This is a genomic window from Hyphococcus sp. D3-15, assembly GCF_055809375.1.
The window spans coordinates 402,938-422,314 of sequence record NZ_CM147910.1 but is presented as its reverse complement, the minus strand read 5'-3'; the positions used below and the strand labels follow the sequence as shown (position 1 = coordinate 422,314).

Below are 19,377 nucleotides of genomic sequence, written 5' to 3'. Positions count from 1 at the left end.
GACTTTTCCCCAATTGGCGGGCCTTTCTGGCACGCTGCTTGCTCAACCTTGGATTGAGCACGGAACAGTTGTATCAGTCACGGGTCGTTGAGGGGTTCTTATGAAAAAGCTTGCAGCAGTTTTCGCCGGCTGTGCCGTTATGGCGTCCGCCGCTGCGGCGGATCCGTTAGAGGAAGTCCGCGTCGGCATTTACGCGCAAGGCTGCTGCGGTTTTGGTTCCGATAAAGAGCAAGGCGTCGCGCTGAATGGCGAGGCGGTTTTCAAATCCCCCGGTTCCTCTCCATTTTGGCCAAGCCGCGCCCGATTATCGGCGCGACCATCGCGACAGATGGCGACGCCACCAGCCAGCTCTATGGCGGGCTCGACTGGAAAGTCGACCTCACCTCACGCTGGTTCGTGACCGCCGGCATCGGCGCCGCCATCCATAATGGCGAAACCGACGCCTATGATCCGGTGGCGGATGCGGCGCGGGTGTCGAACACCGTGTTTTACGGCTGCCGGGTGCTGATCCGGGTGGCGGGCGATGTGGGATACCGGGTGACCGACCGCCTCAGCGCGTCCTTTCACTGGAATCACATCTCCAACGCCGAGCTTTGCAGCGACAATGAAGGCCTTGATCAGATGGGCCTCCGGCTCAGTCTCGGCCTCTAAGAAAACCCCGACAATCGCAGGTTTCGCCATTCCGCCGCACTTGTCCTTGTTGCGTCGCGGCGGGGGCCATGCTATCGCCTCGCGCGATCCCATGAAGAGGGCGCGTTTGTAAGCGAGCGTGGCCTTCTTTTCGTATGTAAATTCAAAGCCTTAGGCGCCGGTATTTTTCGGCGCCCGATCCTTGAGGAGCGAACAGCGCCCGTGTCCGCGAATTCAACGTCCGATAGCGCCGCGTCTGCCAATCTCGCCCCCGTTTCCGGTGTCGCCGGTCGCTATGCGGCTGCGCTTTTCGATCTCGCCCGCGATGCCGGCGCCATCGAAAAGATCGAAGGGGAATTGAGCAACCTGCAAACCGCCATTGATGCGTCGGCGGATCTTCGCAGTTTTCTGCGCAGTCCCGTCTATGACCGGCCCGAGCAGGTGAACGCCGTGACCGCGCTGGCTGAGCGCGCAGGCTATTCCGCGCTGACCGGCAATTTCCTCAAACTGGTCGCCAAGAACCGGCGCCTGTTTGCACTCGAAGACATTATCCGCGCCTTCCGCGCGCTGGCCGCCGATGAACGCGGCGAAGTCAGCGCCGAAGCTGCAACCGCCGCCCCCATGAGTGACGATCAGGTCAAGGCGCTGCGCCTTGAGATCGAGCGCATGGTCGGCAAGGCGGTCAATCTTGAAACCCGCGTCGATCCGGATTTGCTGGGCGGTCTTGTCGTCAAGATCGGCTCCAAAATGGTCGATGCATCGTTGAAGACCAAACTTACTCGTTTGAAGACCGTAATGAAAAAGGCCTGAGCTCATGGAACTCAATGCGGCGGAAATTTCCTCCATCCTGAAACAGCAGATCAAGGATTTCGGCAAGGATGCTGAAGTCTCGGAAATCGGCCAGGTGTTGTCGGTTGGCGACGGCATCGCGCGCGTCTACGGCCTCGACAATGTCCAGGCTGGTGAGATGGTCGAATTCGCCAATGGCGTAAAAGGCATGGCGCTGAACCTGGAAAGCGACAATGTCGGCGTCGTGATCTTCGGCGATGACCGCGCCATCGGTGAAGGCGACACGGTCAAGCGCACCAAGACGATCGTGGACGTGCCGGTTGGCAAAGGCCTTCTTGGCCGCGTTGTCGACCCGCTCGGCAATCCGATTGACGGCAAGGGCCCGATCGATGCGACGGAGCGCCGTCTCGTTGATGTGAAAGCGCCGGGCATCCTGCCGCGTAAATCCGTGCACGAACCAGTGCAGACCGGCATCAAGGCCATCGACTCCATGATCCCGGTTGGCCGCGGTCAGCGCGAGCTGGTGATTGGCGACCGTCAGACCGGCAAGACCGCGATCTGCATCGACGCCGTGTTGAACCAGAAAGCGGTGAACCAGGGCGACGACGAGTCGAAGAAACTTTATTGCGTCTATGTAGCGATCGGTCAGAAGCGCTCCACCGTGGCGCAGATCGTCAAGACGCTCGAAGACAACGGCGCCATGGAATATTCCATCGTCGTCGCCGCGACCGCTTCCGAGCCGGCCCCGCTGCAGTTCCTCGCGCCTTTCGCCGGTTGTGCGATGGCTGAATATTTCCGCGATAACGGCATGCACTCGCTGATCATTTATGATGATCTCTCCAAGCAAGCCGTTGCTTATCGCCAGATGTCGCTTCTGCTTCGCCGTCCGCCGGGCCGTGAAGCATATCCGGGCGACGTTTTCTATCTCCACTCGCGCCTGCTTGAGCGTTCGGCGAAGCTGAATGAAGATCACGGCGCAGGCTCGATGACCGCGCTGCCGATCATTGAAACGCAGGCCAACGACGTGTCCGCCTATATTCCGACCAACGTGATCTCGATCACCGACGGTCAGATCTTCCTCGAGACCGATTTGTTCTTCCAGGGCATTCGTCCTGCGGTGAACGTCGGCCTGTCAGTGTCGCGCGTGGGCTCCTCGGCTCAGATCAAGGCGATGAAACAGGTTGCGGGCAAGATCAAAGGCGAGCTGGCGCAGTATCGCGAACTCGCGGCTTTCGCGCAGTTCGGCTCCGATCTCGACGCCACGACCCAGCGCATTCTCAATCGCGGTGACCGCCTGACCGAGCTGATGAAGCAGAACCAGTATTCGCCGCTTCAGGTTGAAGAACAGGTCTGCGTGATTTTCGCCGGCACCAACGGTTACCTCGACAAGTTCCCGAAAAATCGCGTGCGCGAATTCGAAGCTGAATTCCTGCGCAAGCTGCATGCCGATCACAGCGACATTCTCAAAGCGATCCGTGAAAGCGGCAAGCTCGAGAAAGACACTGAAGAAAAGCTCGTCGCAGCGCTCGACGCGTTCGCCAAGAACTTCGCTTAAAGAAAAGGCGCAACGATGCCCTCTCTTAAGGACCTCAAAAACCGGATCGCTTCGGTTAAGTCGACGCAGAAGATCACCAAGGCGAAGCAGATGGTCGCCGCGGCGAAACTGCGCCGTGCGGAAGAGCGCGCCACTGAAGCCCGTCCCTATACGGAGCGGATGGAGGCGGTGCTCGCCAATCTGTCGGCCAGCGCCAAGGGCAATCCGAATGCGCCGAAGCTTTTGTCCGGCACCGGCAAGGACGAAACCCATTTGCTGATCGTCGCGACGGCTGACAAAGGTCTGTGCGGCGGCTTCAACTCATCCATCGTCCGGCTGGCGCGCGAGCACATCACGCGCCTTCAAGGCGAAGGCAAAAAAGTCAAAATCATCACCGTCGGCCGCAAGGGCAACGACCAGCTCAAGCGTCTCTATGGCGATCTGATTGTCTGGAAGACGAATTTCGTCGAGATCAAACAGGTCGGCTTCGGTGAAGCGCATGAGATCGCCGAACAAGTGCTTACGCGTTTCGACGCTGGCGAGTTCGATGTGGCGACGCTGTTTTTCGGCAAGTTTAAAAACGTCGTGACGCAGGTGCCGACCGCGCAAAAAATCATTCCGGCGGAAGCGCCGGAAGGCGTGGTGACGCCGGACCTTAAAGGCGCCGTCTACGAATATGAGCCGGACGAGGCGGATATTCTGCGCGCCCTGCTGCCGCGTTATGTGGCGGTTCAGGTGTTCCGCGCTCTGCTCGAAAATGTCGCCTCTGAACAGGCCGCGTCGATGTCCGCCATGGACAACGCCACGCGCAATGCCGGCGACATGATCGACAAGCTGAACCTGAAATATAACCGCGCCCGTCAGGCGCAGATCACGACCGAACTGATTGAGATCATCGCCGGCGCGGAAGCCCTGTAGGGCGCGCTGAGCGAGTAGTTGAGGAGACGAGTTTAGGAGAAAATCGCGCCAGGCTTGCGCATGATGGCAGGAAACCCCTAAGATTGCTGCGGTGCAGCGTTTCGGCCCTTGTGGGTCATGCGGGAAGCGGGGGCTTTCTTGGACGTCAGTTCGCGGATTGTGCGGTTAATCCTGATTGTGTTGCGGATGTTGAGTGGGCGGCGCGCCGTTACGGCCTTGCCCGCGCCTTATCTGGAAGCAACGCAAAATAGCATTGGCGACAGTGCCGGTTTTGAAGGCAAAACCATCACTGCTCGTTATCAGAGAAGAGACCGAACAGAGGCGAAGGACGTAAAAATGAGCAATCAAGGCCGGATTAGTCAGGTGATCGGCGCTGTCGTGGACGTTGTGTTTGACGACAAGCTGCCCCCCATCCTGAACGCGCTGGAAACCGAGAATAACGGGCAGCGTCTCGTGCTCGAGGTCGCGCAGCATTTGGGCGAAAACGCCGTGCGCACCATCGCCATGGACTCGACCGAAGGTCTGGTGCGCGGCGCCAAGGTGACCGACACCGGCGAAGCGATCTCCGTGCCGGTTGGCGACGGCACGCTGGGCCGCATCATGAACGTCATCGGCGAGCCGGTGGACGAGCTGGGCCCGATCCCGCACACGGCGAAGCGCGCCATCCACCAGGAAGCGCCGCCGCTCACCGAACAGTCCACCGAGTCTGAAATTCTCGAAACCGGCATCAAGGTTGTCGATCTGCTCTGCCCTTACGTGAAGGGCGGCAAGATCGGCCTGTTCGGCGGCGCGGGCGTCGGCAAGACGGTTTTGATCATGGAGCTGATCAACAACATCGCGAAGGCTCACGGTGGTTACTCCGTGTTCGCCGGCGTTGGCGAGCGGACCCGTGAAGGCAACGACCTTTATCACGAGATGATCGAGATCCGGCGTGAACAAAGAAGGCGGCGGCGAAGGCTCCAAAGCTGCTCTCGTTTACGGTCAGATGAACGAGCCTCCGGGGGCCCGTGCGCGGGTTGCGCTGTCGGGCCTTACGGTTGCGGAACATTTCCGTGACGCCGGTCAGGACGTGTTGTTCTTCGTCGACAACATCTTCCGCTTCACCCAGGCTGGCTCGGAAGTGTCGGCGCTGTTGGGCCGCATTCCTTCGGCGGTGGGCTATCAGCCGACGCTCGCCACTGACATGGGCATGATGCAGGAACGCATTACGACGACGACCAAAGGCTCGATCACCTCGGTGCAGGCGATTTACGTGCCGGCCGACGACTTGACCGACCCTGCGCCGGCGACCTCCTTCTCGCACTTGGACGCGACGACGACGCTGAACCGCTCCATCGCGGAAAAAGGCATTTATCCGGCGGTTGACCCGCTCGACTCCACCTCGCGCATTCTCGATCCGCGCATCATCGGCGAAGAGCACTACAAGGTCGCCGGCGACGTGCAGGGCATCTTGCAGCGCTACAAGTCGCTGCAGGACATCATCGCCATTCTCGGCATGGACGAGCTGTCCGAAGAAGACAAACTCGTCGTGGCGCGCGCCCGTAAGGTTGAGCGCTTCCTGTCGCAGCCGTTCTTCGTGGCGGAAATCTTTACCGGTAGCCCGGGCAAGCTGGTGCCGCTCGCTGACACCATCAAAGGCTTCAAAGGTCTCGTTGCTGGCGATTACGATCACCTGCCGGAAGCAGCCTTCTACATGGTCGGCTCCATGGACGAAGCGATCGAAAAAGCAGAGCGTCTCGCAGCGGAAGCGGCGTAAGCGGAAATGGCTGACAAACTCCATTTCAATCTCGTCTCGCCGGAGCGCGAACTGATGTCGGCGGAAGTCGACCAGGTCGACATTCCCGGCGTCGAGGGCTGGATCGGCGTGTTGCCGAACCATTCACCGCTGATGACGACGCTGGCGCCGGGCATGGTGCGGATCAAATCGGGTTCCGATGAAAGCCGCATCTTCGTGCGCGGCGGCTTTGCGGAGATTTCTCCGTCGGGCCTCACCGTTCTCGCCGAAGAAGCGATGAAGGCGGAAGATCTCGACGCCGCGGCGATCGCCTCGCGCATCAAGAATGCGGAAGAAGATCTCGCCGACGCCGATACGGACGACAAGAAACTCAACGCCCAGCAATCGCTGGACCGGCTGAAAGAGCTTCAGGCGGCGCTGTAGGCGCGGCTAAACGGCTTGTGGAAAAGGGGCGCGTCAGCGCCCTTTTTCATGGGCGGAGGTTAAAGACCCGCTCTTCCCGGCGAAAGCCGGGATCCAGTATCAAGTGAGTTTCCACAGTCGGAGCGTGATGGTTTTCCACCAGGCCCTCCTGCGCCTTACTGATTTCCAGCTTGTGCAGTCTGGGTCCCGGCTTTCGCCGGGATGAGCGGTGGAAAATTTGCGCAAACAGGATGAGGAAAAGTCTGTTGGAAAATTTTGGATAAAATCCGATCTGCATTGTGCGGCCGACGCGCTAACCCTCTTAACAAATCTAGGAGCTCGCCCATGTCCGCCACTGCATTCAAGCCGCTCGCTGAGCCAGCAGAACTCAATGTCCGGATCAAGCGTCTGCCCCATGCAGAAGGGCTTGAGCTGCCGCGCTATGAAACCGAACTCGCTGCGGGCTGCGATGTGCGCGCGGCGGTTGCTGAGGCGCTGACGCTGAAACCCGGCGAGCGGTTCATGGTGCCGACCGGCATCGCCATCGCCATGCCGCCGGGCTGGGAGGCGCAGATGCGCCCGCGCTCCGGCCTTGCGGCGAAGTTCGGCATTTCCTGCGTCAACGCGCCGGGCACCATCGACGCTGATTATCGCGGCGAGCTGAAGGTGATCCTGATCAATCACGGCGCGGAGGATTTCACCATCAATCGCGGCGACCGCATCGGTCAGATGGTGTTCGCCCCGGTCTATCAGGCGGTGTTCGAAGAAGTCGAAGAGCTTGACGACACGGTGCGCGGCGCCGGCGGTTTTGGCTCCACCGGGGTCTAGCTACCGCCCGAAAAATCGCAAGATCAGCGTCAGGACGATTGAGACGACGATCATCGTCGTCACCGGGAAGAAGAACGAAAAGCCTTCGCGCTCTACACGCAAGTCGCCGGGCAGGCGGCCGAGCCCGAGTTTCGAAAGCACCGGCCACAAAAGCCCCGTAACCAGCAGGATGATCCTGGCGGTGATCAGAAATTTCTGCATGGGCGTTGGACCATCATCTCCGTTCATCCCCGCGCAGGCGGGGATCGAGACATAAAATGGGGCTTGCCTGCGGCGAATGCAATTCCCGGACGCTTCATCCTGAGGGGCAACAATCCCTTCGCCCTTCGAGACGCACGCATTTCATGCGCGCCCTCAGGATGAAGGGATTGTTGTGTCCTGAAGGGGGTAAGCCGCAGAGAAGCGGTGCTTACTCCCCGGCCTCGCGGTCGATAACGCCGACTTTTTCAATGTCGGAAAAGACCTGATGGGTGAGCTGTTTGAAGGATTTGAACATCGCTTCGCCTTCAACCACGCCATCGGAAGTGGCGAGGAAAGCGGGTTCGTCGCCATGGGGCGCGGCGAAGGTCTGGGTCTGGATCAGATGCTCGACTTTTGCGATCGGCATCGGCTTGAAAGCTTTTTCGAGCGCACTTCGATTTTTGAGACATAGGCCTGCGGCTTGTTCAGCGTGATGTAGACTTCCAGCGCGTCTTTGGGAAACTCGTCTTCATCGACCTGCGCCACGAAGACGGCTTCCGTTTCAGTCTCCTCGCGGAACTCTGCGACCTCGATCATCTCGTCGAGTTTTTCATAGAGAACCGGATTGTCCTGCATTTCCGCCTTGCGCATTTTCTTCAGGGCTTTTTTCGCATCCTTGTCGAGATCGTCCTCGGCGGGCGCCAGCACTGTCCATTGCTCGCCTTCCGGCAGGCGCGGGTCGTAATGCAGCTTTACCGTGGCTTCTTTCTCGCCATTGCTCGACCAGTGTTCGACCGTGAAGGCGTATAGGTTATGCGCGTTGGCGCGCGCCTTTTCCGCTGCTGCGATCAGCAGCGGCGCGGTTGCGTGGTCGAGCGCTGCTTCCGCATGGGCGGAGGAAACAAAGAACAAGGCGCAGAGCGCCGGAGCAAAACGGGGGAGGGCGCAGATCACAAAATGCTCCTTGAACGGACTATTGTTGCGGCATGCGGTCGGCAAAAAGGCCTGCGGCCATTCCGTCGTTAGTAAGCAGGCGCGAAGCTGCGCGGCGCCGGGTCAATGACCTGAATGCCGCCGGGCTGGATTTCCAGAATGGCGAGCCCGCGTTCCACCGTGCCGTTCAGATTAAGCCGGAACAGCCCGTCCGCGCCGAAATACCCATTCGGGTCGGCGATTGACTCTGCGTCAAAGCGATTGCGCTTGCGCTGGCTGGCGGCGAGGCGGGCGGAAAGCAGCGTGGCGTCATAAGCGAGAGAGGCAAGGCGCGGCGGCGGCGAGCCGAAAGCGTCGGCGAAATGTTTTTCAAAATTCGCGGTGATGGTCGGCTCCGGCGCCGCGAACCAGCCGCCGCGCAAAGCGGGCTCACGCGTCAGGCGCGGATTGTTCCAGCTCGATACGCCGAGAATTTTCACCCGGTTGATGTCCACATTGTAGTAAGGCAGCAGCGGCGCCAGGGCGCGCAACAACGTGCCCTGTTCGGGCATCAGCACTGCCTGATAGCCCTGGGTGTAGCCGGCTTCGGTGCTGGCGTCCTCGGCCAGCGGCTGGGTGCGGTCGCCCTGATAGCCATGGCGCATTTCGATCGGAATGATCTGCTTTGAATATTGCGCCAGACGTTTGGCGGGGGCGAGCATCGCGTCCGGTTCCTGCTCATAGCGTTCTTCATGGACGATGACGCCGCCGCGCGCGAAGACTTCTTCTGCGAAGGCGCCGGAAACCCGGTCGCCATAGGCGGTCATCGGCGCAAGCACGCCAAAGCGCGTCATCTCCTGCGTCATCGCGAATTCAGTGACCCGCGCAATTTCAAGTTCCGGCGGGAAGGACAGCAGAAAGACGCCATTGCCGGCGGACCTGAGGTCTGACGAAAAGGCGATCATCGGAACGCTGGCGGCGCGGGTGACAGCGGCGGCGGCGTCGACCGATTCCGCAAAGAGCGGTCCGAGAATGATTTCCGCGCCATCAGCCAGCGCAGAGCGGGCCGCCGCAGCGGCGCCTTCCGCTTCGCCGCGCGTGTCTTTCGGGATCAGCAGGAAATTCTGATCGCCTGCGTCGAAGACGGCGAGCTGGGCGGCGTCGAACATCGCCGACGCGACCCGGCGCGCGGCTTCGTTTTCGGCCGAGAAAGGCAGCAGCAGGCCGACCCGAACAGGCTCCGCGCCTTCCATATGCGGCGGGCGGGTGAAGGCGCGGCGGTCATAGCGCTCGGCTTCTTCGAAAATCTCACCGTCTATATCCGGCTGCGGGTAGTCGACGCCCGGCTGCGCGATGACCGGCCCCGATGATGGGCGCGGCGATGTGGTGCTGGTGGCGCAGGCCGCCATGGCGAGCGCCGCCGAAATCGCCAGTCCGGCCTTCAAAATCGGGGTGAGGGAAAACCGCATGTGCTCAACTTCCTTCGTGTCTGCCCTGGTGACCCCGCTATGCCTTGGCTGAGAGCCTTTGCCGGCATGGGGCGTGGGCGGCGAGATTAGCCGCCGCCGGGTGCGGCGTAAACGGCTGAGATGTAAACGGCAGGGGAGCAATTGACGCCGCCCCCAGCGCCGTTCATGGCTAAATCCATGGTGAACAGGACCTTGAGCCACGATAGTGAGAAAGCCAGTATAAAGCAGGAACCTGGCCTTTATGTGACGGCGACGCCGATCGGCAATCTCGCCGACATGACCTATCGCGCCGTGGAAGTCCTCCAAAACGCCGATCTGGTTTTGTGTGAGGACACGCGTCAGACCGCAAAGCTGATGAGCGCCTATGGGATCGACACCCCCCGTTCGCCCTATCATGAGCATAATGCCGCGCGTGTGCGGCCGGGTATCCTTAAAAAGCTGCAAGACGGCGCCGTGATCGCGCTGGTCTCTGATGCGGGCACGCCGCTGATCTCCGATCCTGGATACAAGCTGGTGCGTGAGGCGCGCGATGCGGGCGTTGCGGTCTATCCGGTGCCCGGCGCCAATGCGGGGATCGCCGCGCTGTGCGCCGCCGGTGCGCCGAGCGACCGGTTTTTCTTCGCCGGGTTTTTGCCGTCCAAGCAGGGCGCCCGAGCCAAAGCGCTCGCCGGCCTCGCCGCGATTGAGGCGACGCTGGTCTTTTACGAAACCGCGCCGCGCCTTGCCGATGTGCTGGCGGCGATGGCGGCGGCCTTTGGCGAGCGCAAGGCGGTTGTCGCGCGAGAGATCACCAAGCTGCATGAAGAATTCCGCGAAGGCGAATTGTCGGAACTCGCCGCCGCCTATGCGCAGGCGGCGCCGAAAGGCGAGATCGTCATTCTCGTACACCCGCCGGAAATCCATGCTGCGGATAGCGGCGACATTGACGCGTTCCTTGCGCGCGCGCTTGAGACCATGAGCGTCAAGGAAGCGGCTGCTGCGGCGGCGGAAGCGTTGTCCGTGCCGCGCAAGGAAGCTTACGCCCGCGCGCTCGCGCTCAAGGATGCGAAGTGACGCCGGAGGGCGCAACCGAACGCCGCCGCAAGGCGGAGCAGGGCGGCCGCCGGGCCGAATGGCTGGCCTCGCTGGCGCTGATGATAAAAGGCTTTTCAATCCTGTCGCGGCGCTATCGTACGCCTTTGGGCGAGATCGACCTGATCGCCCGGCGCGGGCGGCTGGTGGTCTTTGCGGAAGTGAAGGCGCGCCGCAGCGCCGATGCGGCGGTCGAGGCGGTGACCGCAAGCGCGCGGCGACGGATCGAAAAGGCCGCAGGGTTGTTTCTGTCCCGGCACAGCCATCTTGCAGATTGCATGATGCGTTACGATATTGTCGCGGTCTCGGGCTGGCATGTGCGTCACCGGCCTGACGCCTGGCGCGAAGGTGAATGAAGGCGGCGGCGCCAAGCGGTTTTCTTCACGGCCGAAACAGCCGATAGGAAGCTGATTGTCTTTCGGCCGACATGAATTGCCGCCACATGATGCGCGCATCGAGGAGTTATCTGATGACCAAGTTTGTCTCCCGCCTTTTTCTTCTCGCCGCCGCGCTCGGGCTCGCCGCCTGCGCCTCCAGCCGCAATCTCGACCAGAGCTTTTCCGATCTCGCCGGCAATGCTGACTTGAAGAATGTGCTGTTCGCTGACCGGACGCATGATTACAGCGATGTGGACATCACCCTCTATGAAGGCCGCCTGATGCTGACCGGCACCATGCCGTCCGAGGCGGGGCGCAAGAAGCTGATCGAAAACGCCTGGAAGGCGGATAATGTCAAAGAAGTGATCGACGAAGTTTTCGTCGGCGACGACACGTCATTCGGTCAGGGTTTTGAAGATGCGCGCATTGATCAGGTCCTGCGCGCCAGGCTGATTGCGGATAAGGACGTGGTGAGCGGCGATTACAAGATCGCGGTCTCCGGCGCTGTGGTTTATTTGCTGGGCGCATCGCGCCGTCAAAGCGACCTTGACCGCGCGCTGGAGCTTGCGCGAACCGTCCCCGGAGTGGAAAAGGTGGTGAGCCATGTCGCCTTGCGCAGCGTGGCGGCCCAGTAAAAGATTTCTCAGGACAGGCAGTTATGTTGAAGATCGCCATTCAGATGGACCCCATTGAGGCGGTCAACGTCAATGCGGACACGTCTTTCGACATGGCGCTTGAGGCGTTTGGGCGCGGTCACCAGATCTGGATTTACCAGCCGCAAATGCTGCAACTCGATTGCGGCGTCGTGCGCGCCCGCGCCCGCAAGGTCGAGACCCTTCAGCGTGTGCAGGGCGAGCATGTGACGCTTTCGGCGCCGGAAGTGATCAACCTCCATGAGGTTGATGTGGTGCTGGTGCGTCAGGACCCGCCCTTCAACATGGCGTATATCACGGCGGCGCAAATTCTTGAGCGCCTGACGCCGGAAGTGCTGGTCCTCAACGATCCGCGGTCTATTCGCGATGCGCCGGAAAAACTCTTTGTCCTCGATTTTCAGGATCTCACGCCGCCGACCTTGATCACCCGCGATGCGGAGGCGATGCGTGCTTTCCGCGCCGAGCATGGCGACGTCATCGTCAAGCCGCTTTACGGCAATGGCGGCGCCGGCGTGTTCAAGCTTTCAAGCGACGATTCCAACTTCAACGCATTGCTGGAGCTTTTCTCCGAAGCCTATGCGGAGCCGGCGATCATTCAGAAATTCCTGCCCGATGTCCGCAATGGCGACAAGCGCATCATCCTCCTCGATGGCGAGGCGGTGGGCGCGATCAATCGGGTGCCCGCCAAAGGGGAGACCCGGTCCAACATGCATGTGGGCGGGCGCGCTGAAGCGGTGGAGATGTCCGAGCGCGATCAGGAGATCTGCGACCGGATCGGGCCGGTGCTCTCCGAGCGCGGCCTCGCCTTCGCCGGGATCGACGTGATTGGCGACTATCTGACCGAAATCAACGTCACCTCGCCGACCGGCGTGCAGGAAGTGCGCCGCTTCGGCGGGGCTGATATTTCCGCGCTGTTCATCGACTGGATCGAAGGCCAGCGCGAGGCCTGAGGCCCGTAGCGGCGCCTGACTTGACGCGGCGCGCCGGGCGGGGTTTACACGCCCATCCCGGGAGTTGATCATATGGTCTGGTAGTGCTCTTTTCGCGCTCCGGAGAGGGCTGGCGGGGGCTCTCTTGCAAGCCAAACCAGCAGCCGGCCATATCGAAGCAGTGTTGAGCAGAGCGATGAGCGCCCCCCTTTCGAGAACAGATCGCAAGCTGCGCGTCGCCTTGTTTTCCGGCAATTATAATTACGTCATGGACGGGCCGGTGCGCGCCCTCAACATGCTGGTCGCCTATCTGGAGCGCCAGGGGCATGAGGTGCTGGTGTTCGCGCCGACAAATGACAAGCCGGCCTTCCAGCATTCCGGCACGCTGATCTCGATCCCGTCCATCGCGCTGCCCGGCAAGCGCAGCGAATATCGCATGGGCTTTCGCATTCGCGGCGAGGCGCGGCGCGCGCTTGACGCCTTCAAGCCGACGCTTGTTCATGTCGCCGCGCCTGATTTCACGGGCCTGAGCGCGCTCAATTATGCGCGCAAAGCGGGCATCCCCGCGGTCGCGTCGTTTCACACCAGATTCGATACTTACCCGCGCTATTACAATATGCGCTGGTTCGAAAAATATCTGACGCGCTACATGCGGTATTTTTACGGGCGGTGCGAGCATGTCTATGCGCCGTCGCATTCGATGGTCGAAGAGTTGAAGCGCGACGGCATTGGCGAGGATATCCGTCTGTGGACGCGCGGCGTCGACGGAGAGCTGTTTAATCCGGCGCGGCGCGACATGGCGTGGCGCGAAGCAAATGGTTTCCATGCGGATGATGTGGTGGCGGCCTTTGTCGGGCGGCTGGTGCTGGAAAAAGGCATCGATATTTTCGTCGACGCCTTCAAGCGCGCGAAAGCCAAGGCGCCGGCGTTAAAGGCGCTGATTGTCGGCGACGGACCGGAGCGCGAAACTTTCTCGCGGCTCCTGCCGGACGGGGTGTTTGCGGGCTATCAGCAGGGCGAAGGGCTGGCCCGCGCCTATGCCAGCGCCGACATTTTCTTCAATCCGTCGATCACCGAGACGTTCGGCAATGTGACGCTGGAGGCTATGGCGTCGGGCTTGCCGTCGATTGGCGCGGCGGCGGCAGGCAGCAAATCCCTGATCGAGCATGACGTCACCGGCTATCTGGCGGAGCCCAATGCGGCGGGCTTTGCAGAGCAATTGGCGCTTCTCGCGGGCGACGCTGATTTGCGCCAGCGTTTCGGGCGCGCCGCGCGCGAAAAAAGCGCCCGCTTCAGCTGGGACGCCATTCTGGCCGAGCTGGTCGGTCATTATTTCGAGGCGCTTGAAGAGTTCCAGCCTTCCGCGCGTCACGCGCAGTCTGCAGCGGCGGCGCGCCGCCATGCAGCGTAAAGCGCGCGCCCGGAAATGATCGTTCCCCTTATCAAGTCCGCCGGCGCCGGACTGCGTGATCATTGGCGTGTTTTGCGCGAGCGCCCGGACGTGCAGCGGGCGCTGAAGATCATGCAATATGGCGTGCTCGCCGCAATCGTCGCGTATCTCCTTTACAAGCTGACCCATCTTGGCTGGCGCGAAGTGATCGGCGCCCTGCCAGTGTCGCCCTGGTTCTATCTGTTTTTCCTGCTGCGCTTTTTGGCGCTGCCTATCTCGGAGCTGGCGCTCTACGAAATTGTCTGGTCGCAGCCGCTGGTGCGCCATTTCTTCGTCTTCATCCGCAAGCGGGTCTATAATTTTGCGGTCATGGGATATTCCGGCGAGGCCTTTCTGACGATCTGGGCCCGCCGGCGCCTGGCCTTGCCGCACAAGAAAATCCTGATCGGCGTCAAGGACAATAATCTCCTTTCAGCCTTCGCCTCGAATGCGGCGACTGTGGTTTTGATCCTGGTGCTGGCGGCGACTGGCGGCCTGAAGGCCGGGCTTGAGGCGTTTCCGGGCGCTGGCTGGCTGTTCGCGCTCGCCTTCGCATCTGCGGCGACGCTGTCGGTGCTGGTGATGATTTTCCGCGACAAGCTGATGGCGCTGCCCAAAGGGGTGATGCCGAAGCTGATTGGCGTTCATGGCGCCCGTCAGGCGCTGATCATTCTGCTTCACGCCGCCATGTACGCCTCGGCGCTGCCGGGCGCGCCGGTGATGGCGTTCCTCACCTTTATCGCCATGCAGCTGGTGCTCAGCCGGGTGCCCTTCCTGCCCAATCAGGACATTGTCTATCTTGGCGCGGCCTTGAGCCTGGCGCCGATTGTCGGCGCGCCTGAGGCGGCGGTGGCCGGCATGCTGGTGGCTGAGGCGGGGCTGTCGCAGATTTTCAATATCGCCATGTTTTTCGCCACGGCTCATCTTGCGCGGACCGACTATCGCGCCGCCCCGGCGCGGGTGTAGGTCTTGAGGTCCCAGGGCTTGAAAAGTGGCGGTTTTTCATGATCACCTTCCGAATTGGTCCGGAATTCGCTACAGACCCTCTTCCGGCGGTTCTCTCTCCGCCGCTTTGTCCGCCGTCTGGCAGGTGCGTTTCCGTCCATGCATCTTATTGACCGTTATATTCTGCGCGCCGTCGCAACGCCGCTGATCCTGGCGCTGTGCGTCGCAGGGATGCTTTTGCTGATGGAGCAGATGCTGCGGCTGTTCGATTTCGTCCTCGCCGAGCAGGGGCCGGTGGACGTGGTCTGGCGCATGCTCGCCAATCTGCTGCCGCACTATCTCGGCCTGGCGCTGCCGCTCGGGGTCTTTCTCGGCGTCATGATGGCTTTCCGCAATTTGTCCATGTCGAGCGAGCTTGATGCGCTGAATTCCGCCGGCGCGTCTTTCGGGCGGCTGATGCGCCCGGTTTACATGCTCGTCCTCGTTTTGATGCTGCTGGATTTTCTGCTGGTCTCCTATGTCCAGCCTTTCGCGCGCTATAAGTATCAAGAGATCCGTTTCGACGTGACCTCCGGCGCGCTCGGCATCAAAATACCAGCAGGCGAATTCATTGAGATCAGCGACGGCGTCACCATCAGGCTCGGCGAAATCAATGCCGCAACCCGCGACGCCCGCGATGTGTTTCTAGAGCGCCGCAGCCGCGACGGCAGCAAGACCGTGATCACCGCGCGCTATGGCTCCATTTCGACAACGCCGGAGATTTCGTCGTTGTTGTTGAAGCTGCAGGATGGCCGCCAGATCATTATCAATTCGCTTGGCGACCGGATCAGCACTCTTGATTCAGACAGTTTCGATCTTGAGATCGACCTGCCGGCGATTGACGTCTTCCGCGAGCGCGGCACCGATGAACGCGAAGCAACCATTGGCGAAATCATCTCCTATCTGCGCACGCAGCCGAAAAATGCGGAGCGTTATGATGATTATCGCGCGGGTCTTTATTGGCGCATCTTGCATCCGCTGACATTTCTGGTGCTGCCGATCCTTGCGGTCGCCATGGGCGTCACCGGAGCCGGCGCGCATCGAATTTGAAACCCGTGGTCGGGGTGGCGATCCTGATCGTCTATCACGAAGTGCTGGAGGAGTGGGGCAAGGTCGTTGCGGCGAATGGCGAGTTGTCGCCGCTGATCAGCATGGTCGGCATTTTCGCGCTCTTCGTGATGGTTTCCGCCTATTTATATAATGGCTCGATAGACCAGGCCCGCTCGGCGAAAGTCATGTCGCGGCGTTCAGATGAAACGGTGCGTATCGCCGCGCCCGCAGCGGCGGATGCGGCTGAATGAAGTTCAAGCGCCACATCTTCATGCATTATGTCGGGCAGATGTTTTTCGTCCGCTTCATCGGCCTGTTGATCTTTTTTGTGATTATTTTGCAGATGCTCGACCTCCTCAACCGGTCGAGCGACATCATGGCCGCCGACGGCGCCGGATTTGAATCGGTGATGCGCTATATTTCGCTGCGCACGCCGCAAATCATCAGTCAGTTTATTCCTTTTGCGGCGCTGCTCGGCGTGGTGCTGACCATGGCCGGGCTGAGCCATACCAGCGAAATCACCATCATGCGCGCCGCCGGATTGTCGGTGCAGCGCGTCCTGTTCCCGCTCGGCTTTGTTTGCGGATTGGTGTCGTTGTTTCATTTCGCCTTTCATGAAACCGTCGTGGTGCGCGCTTCCGAAGCACTCGATTACTGGGAGGTGAACGACTACGCCGTCGACCTGCCGCCAGAAAGCGATACGCGTACGGACATTCGCATCAATTATGACGGCGAATTCATCGCCGCCGACAGCGCCGCGCGGGTGGCTGATGCGGTCATGCTCTCCGGCGTGACAATCTACGATATGACCGATGGTTTGCTGGCGAGCACGATCGAAGCGCGTGCGGCGCGGTTTGAAGACGGCGCCTGGCGGCTTTATGCGGTGCGCCGGCTCGATGCGCTGACCCAGGAAGTGACCTATACGGCGGAAGTGATCTGGACCAACTCTCTCGATCCGGAACTGCTCTTCGCCATGACGCTGGAGCCGGAGCAGACCAGCCTGCCCGAATTGTCCGCCAAGATCCGCCAGCTCAACAAGGACCGCGCCGATACGCGCGGCCCGATGACCCAGCTTCTCGGCCGGTTTTCAAAACCAATGGCGACGCTGGTGATGCCCCTGCTTGGCGCGATCGCCGGTTTCGGGGTGCATCGTCAGGGAGTGTTGCTGGCGCGGGCGGTGTCCGGCGCGGCGCTTGGTTTCACCTATTTCATTGTCGAAAACCTCGCCCTCGCCTTTGGCGCGCTGGGGGTGGTGCCGGCGATCATCGGGGCGTTTTTCCCGCTCGCGATCTTTATGGTGGTCGGCTTTTCCATCATCCTCGCGATGGAGAATTGACGCGGCTTCTCCCCGCCCGCAGGCTTAAGCACTTCTCAAGTTTCTTCCTATAGTTGTATATATTGCAATCATAGGTTGCGAATATTGCAATTGGCGCCTATGCTCAACATCACGGCAGGTGGGAGAGCTTATGAGCGGATTGATTCTGAAACTGCGTCCCCACGAAGAGCTGATGATCAATGGCGTCCTCGTTGAAAATGGCGAACGCAATACGCGCCTGCGGGTGAAAACCGAGGGCGCGCATATTCTCCGCTTGCGCGATGCGCTGAAGCCGGAGGAGGCGACGACGCCCCTGAAGCGCGCTTATTACATCGCCCAGCTTGCGGTTTCCGGTCAGCTCTCCAATGGCGAGGCGGCGGCGATCCTGAAAGAAGCGCTGGCCTCGATGCCGGATTTTCGCCTCGACGGCGATCTCAATGATTGCGTGGCGCGCCATGATTTTTATCAAGTGATGCGCATCCTGCGCGATCATGCGCTGGCAGACCGGCCGGGATCAGACAGCGCCCGGACGCGGCGGCCCGGCGGCGAAGCGGCGGCGGTTCAGCGCAATGGAGTCGCTGCGCTCTAGAGGTCTTTCAATCTCGGCCCGCGCCTTGTGCCGGGCGCTCATATAGCCCAAATAGCCCGCCATGGCGGATACTGCGGAGATCATCACATTTGGCTGTCGGCTGAATTCGGCGGAGAGCGAGACCATGCGGCGTCTCGCTGACGGCGCGGGCTGCAATGATGTGGCGATCGTCAATACATGCGCCGTCACCAATGAAGCGGTGCGCACAGCGCGCCAGCGCATTCGCCGGCTAAAGCGCGAGCGGCCCGATGCGCGCATCGTCGTCACCGGCTGCGCCGCGCAGACCGAGCCAGCAGCTTTCGCTGCGATGGACGAAGTTTCCGCCGTGATCGGCAATCAGGAAAAGCTCGACGCCGCCCAATGGCGCAGCCTGGCAGAAACCGCTGACGACATTATCCGGGTCAATGACATCATGTCGGCGCGTGAAACCGCCGGGCATATGATCGACGGCTATGGCGACCGCGCGCGGGCGTTCCTGCAAATTCAAAATGGCTGCGATCACCGCTGCACCTTTTGCATCATCCCCTATGGCCGCGGCAATTCCCGTTCGGCGCCGATCGCCGAGGTGGTGGAGCAGGCGCGACGGCTGGTCGATAATGGCCATCGCGAGATTGTGCTGACCGGCGTCGACATCACATCCTATGGGAGCGATCTGGACGGCGCGCCGCGGCTCGGGCGGCTGGTCGCGGCGTTGCTGGATCAGGCGCCCGATCTTTACCGCCTTCGCCTGTCCTCGATTGACGGCGCTGAAATTGACGATGAGCTTTTTGAACGGATCGTCGGGGATGCGCGCGTTGCGCCGCATCTGCATCTGTCATTGCAGGCTGGCGACAATCTCATTTTGAAGCGGATGAAACGCCGCCATAGCCGCGAGCAGGCGATCGACCTATGCGCCGCGGTCCGGGCGCGCCGTCCCGATGTCGCCTTTGGCGCAGACCTGATCGCGGGCTTCCCGACGGAGACGGAGGCGATGTTTCAAAACAGCCTCGATATCATCGACGAGGCCGGCCTGTCTTATTTGCATGTCTTTCCGTTCTCGCCGCGCGTGGGAACCCCGGCGGCGCGTATGCCGCAATTGCCGCGGGCTGAAGTCAAGGCGCGGGCAGCGCGGTTGCGCGCCAAGGGCGAGGCGGCGCTCTCGGCATTTCTCGACGGGCTGGTCGGGCGGACGGAATACGCCATTCGCGAAAGCGGCGGGCGCGCCCGGCTTGGCAATTTCGCCCCGGTCCGGATCGACGGAACCGACGAGGCTGCGGGCGGCGTCGGCGATGTCATCAAGCTCGCCATTACGGGCCGCGACGGCGACGCCCTGGTCGGGGCGCGTGCGTGAGCGGTCAGCAAGCCTGTCCCCAAAACGGAAAAAGCCGCCCTTTTGGGGCGGCTCTTTCAAGTTATTGCGACCTGTTACTTGCCAGGTTTGCCAGCCGGTTTCGGCGAAGGTTTGCCAGCGGGTTTGGCTTGGGTTTTCTTGTCGGCAGGTTTGGCTTGTGGTTTGGCGATCGCCATAGTGGTCTCCATAAACGGCGCGGAGGATTCCGTCCGTGCTTAGATAATTACGACGTATAGAAACTTTTCAAGAGGGT

Annotated in this window: 21 protein-coding genes and 1 pseudogene; 18 read left to right on the top strand and 4 right to left on the bottom strand. The window is 61.1% G+C overall.

Annotated elements, in window-relative coordinates; translation table 11 throughout:
- Positions 1-285 precede the first annotated feature (285 nt).
- From AC0L8G_RS02180 to dut, 7 genes and pseudogenes are all read left to right on the top strand, one after another.
- Positions 286-651: an acyloxyacyl hydrolase gene (locus AC0L8G_RS02180; RefSeq protein ID WP_473386358.1), complete on the top strand. Its 366-nt coding sequence runs from the start codon at positions 286-288 to the stop codon at positions 649-651.
- A 201-nt stretch (positions 652-852) separates the two neighbouring features.
- Complete coding sequence (locus AC0L8G_RS02175; RefSeq protein WP_473386356.1) at positions 853-1,440, top strand: F0F1 ATP synthase subunit delta; 588 nt, start codon at positions 853-855, stop codon at positions 1,438-1,440.
- Positions 1,441-1,444: 4 nt separating this feature from the next.
- On the top strand, positions 1,445-2,974 hold the full coding sequence (gene atpA / locus AC0L8G_RS02170) for a F0F1 ATP synthase subunit alpha (RefSeq protein WP_473386354.1): 1,530 nt from the start codon (positions 1,445-1,447) through the stop codon (positions 2,972-2,974).
- A gap of 15 nt (positions 2,975-2,989) precedes the next feature.
- A complete protein-coding gene (locus AC0L8G_RS02165) occupies positions 2,990-3,871 on the top strand; it encodes a F0F1 ATP synthase subunit gamma (RefSeq protein WP_473386352.1) in 882 nt (293 codons plus the stop codon).
- Positions 3,872-4,207: 336 nt separating this feature from the next.
- Positions 4,208-5,627, top strand: a pseudogene (gene atpD / locus AC0L8G_RS02160) (F0F1 ATP synthase subunit beta).
- A 6-nt stretch (positions 5,628-5,633) separates the two neighbouring features.
- The gene (locus tag AC0L8G_RS02155) at positions 5,634-6,029 is read left to right on the top strand and encodes a F0F1 ATP synthase subunit epsilon (RefSeq protein WP_473386351.1); all 396 of its coding nucleotides are present in this window, start codon (positions 5,634-5,636) and stop codon (positions 6,027-6,029) included.
- A gap of 324 nt (positions 6,030-6,353) precedes the next feature.
- Positions 6,354-6,836, top strand: a complete 483-nt coding sequence (gene dut, locus AC0L8G_RS02150) for a dUTP diphosphatase (RefSeq protein WP_473386349.1) — start codon at positions 6,354-6,356, stop codon at positions 6,834-6,836.
- Here dut and AC0L8G_RS02145 read toward each other — a convergent pair whose 3' ends face one another.
- From AC0L8G_RS02145 to AC0L8G_RS02130, 4 genes are all read right to left on the bottom strand, one after another.
- On the bottom strand, positions 6,837-7,037 hold the full coding sequence (locus AC0L8G_RS02145) for a DUF2905 domain-containing protein (RefSeq protein WP_473386347.1): 201 nt from the start codon (positions 7,035-7,037) through the stop codon (positions 6,837-6,839).
- 208 nt (positions 7,038-7,245) lie between these two features.
- On the bottom strand, positions 7,246-7,443 hold the full coding sequence (locus tag AC0L8G_RS02140; protein ID WP_473386346.1) for a hypothetical protein: 198 nt from the start codon (positions 7,441-7,443) through the stop codon (positions 7,246-7,248).
- The gene (locus AC0L8G_RS02135; protein WP_473386345.1) at positions 7,416-7,970 is read right to left on the bottom strand and encodes a hypothetical protein; all 555 of its coding nucleotides are present in this window, start codon (positions 7,968-7,970) and stop codon (positions 7,416-7,418) included. The genes AC0L8G_RS02140 and AC0L8G_RS02135 overlap by 28 nt, the downstream gene beginning before the upstream one ends.
- Before the next feature lie 68 nt (positions 7,971-8,038).
- Positions 8,039-9,397, bottom strand: a complete 1,359-nt coding sequence (locus AC0L8G_RS02130) for a penicillin-binding protein activator (RefSeq protein WP_473386343.1) — start codon at positions 9,395-9,397, stop codon at positions 8,039-8,041.
- Positions 9,398-9,574: 177 nt separating this feature from the next.
- On the opposite strand from AC0L8G_RS02130, the gene rsmI reads away from it, so the two are divergent.
- The 11 genes from rsmI (at position 9,575) to mtaB (ending at position 19,124) form a co-directional block, all read left to right on the top strand.
- Positions 9,575-10,450: a 16S rRNA (cytidine(1402)-2'-O)-methyltransferase gene (rsmI, locus tag AC0L8G_RS02125; RefSeq protein WP_473386341.1), complete on the top strand. Its 876-nt coding sequence runs from the start codon at positions 9,575-9,577 to the stop codon at positions 10,448-10,450.
- Positions 10,447-10,824, top strand: a complete 378-nt coding sequence (locus AC0L8G_RS02120; protein ID WP_473386339.1) for a YraN family protein — start codon at positions 10,447-10,449, stop codon at positions 10,822-10,824. The genes rsmI and AC0L8G_RS02120 overlap by 4 nt, the downstream gene beginning before the upstream one ends.
- A gap of 113 nt (positions 10,825-10,937) precedes the next feature.
- Positions 10,938-11,480 carry a BON domain-containing protein gene (locus AC0L8G_RS02115; RefSeq protein WP_473386338.1) on the top strand — a complete coding sequence of 181 codons (543 nt, stop codon included), beginning with the start codon at positions 10,938-10,940 and terminating at the stop codon, positions 11,478-11,480.
- A gap of 23 nt (positions 11,481-11,503) precedes the next feature.
- On the top strand, positions 11,504-12,448 hold the full coding sequence (gene gshB / locus AC0L8G_RS02110) for a glutathione synthase (RefSeq protein WP_473386337.1): 945 nt from the start codon (positions 11,504-11,506) through the stop codon (positions 12,446-12,448).
- A gap of 175 nt (positions 12,449-12,623) precedes the next feature.
- Positions 12,624-13,838: a glycosyltransferase family 4 protein gene (locus AC0L8G_RS02105; RefSeq protein WP_473386336.1), complete on the top strand. Its 1,215-nt coding sequence runs from the start codon at positions 12,624-12,626 to the stop codon at positions 13,836-13,838.
- A gap of 15 nt (positions 13,839-13,853) precedes the next feature.
- A complete protein-coding gene (locus AC0L8G_RS02100; RefSeq protein ID WP_473386335.1) occupies positions 13,854-14,822 on the top strand; it encodes a hypothetical protein in 969 nt (322 codons plus the stop codon).
- Positions 14,823-14,960: 138 nt separating this feature from the next.
- Entirely contained in the window at positions 14,961-15,890 is a 930-nt protein-coding gene (locus AC0L8G_RS02095) for an LptF/LptG family permease (protein ID WP_473386333.1), read from the top strand.
- Complete coding sequence (locus AC0L8G_RS02090; protein ID WP_473386331.1) at positions 15,887-16,141, top strand: hypothetical protein; 255 nt, start codon at positions 15,887-15,889, stop codon at positions 16,139-16,141. The genes AC0L8G_RS02095 and AC0L8G_RS02090 overlap by 4 nt, the downstream gene beginning before the upstream one ends.
- Positions 16,138-17,226 (top strand): LptF/LptG family permease, encoded by a 1,089-nt coding sequence (locus AC0L8G_RS02085; RefSeq protein WP_473386329.1) that lies wholly within the window; start codon positions 16,138-16,140, stop codon positions 17,224-17,226. The genes AC0L8G_RS02090 and AC0L8G_RS02085 overlap by 4 nt, the downstream gene beginning before the upstream one ends.
- Before the next feature lie 130 nt (positions 17,227-17,356).
- Entirely contained in the window at positions 17,357-17,794 is a 438-nt protein-coding gene (locus tag AC0L8G_RS02080; RefSeq protein WP_473386327.1) for a flagellar biosynthesis repressor FlbT, read from the top strand.
- 61 nt (positions 17,795-17,855) lie between these two features.
- A complete protein-coding gene (mtaB, locus tag AC0L8G_RS02075) occupies positions 17,856-19,124 on the top strand; it encodes a tRNA (N(6)-L-threonylcarbamoyladenosine(37)-C(2))-methylthiotransferase MtaB (RefSeq protein ID WP_473386325.1) in 1,269 nt (422 codons plus the stop codon).
- Positions 19,125-19,377: the final 253 nt, after the last annotated feature.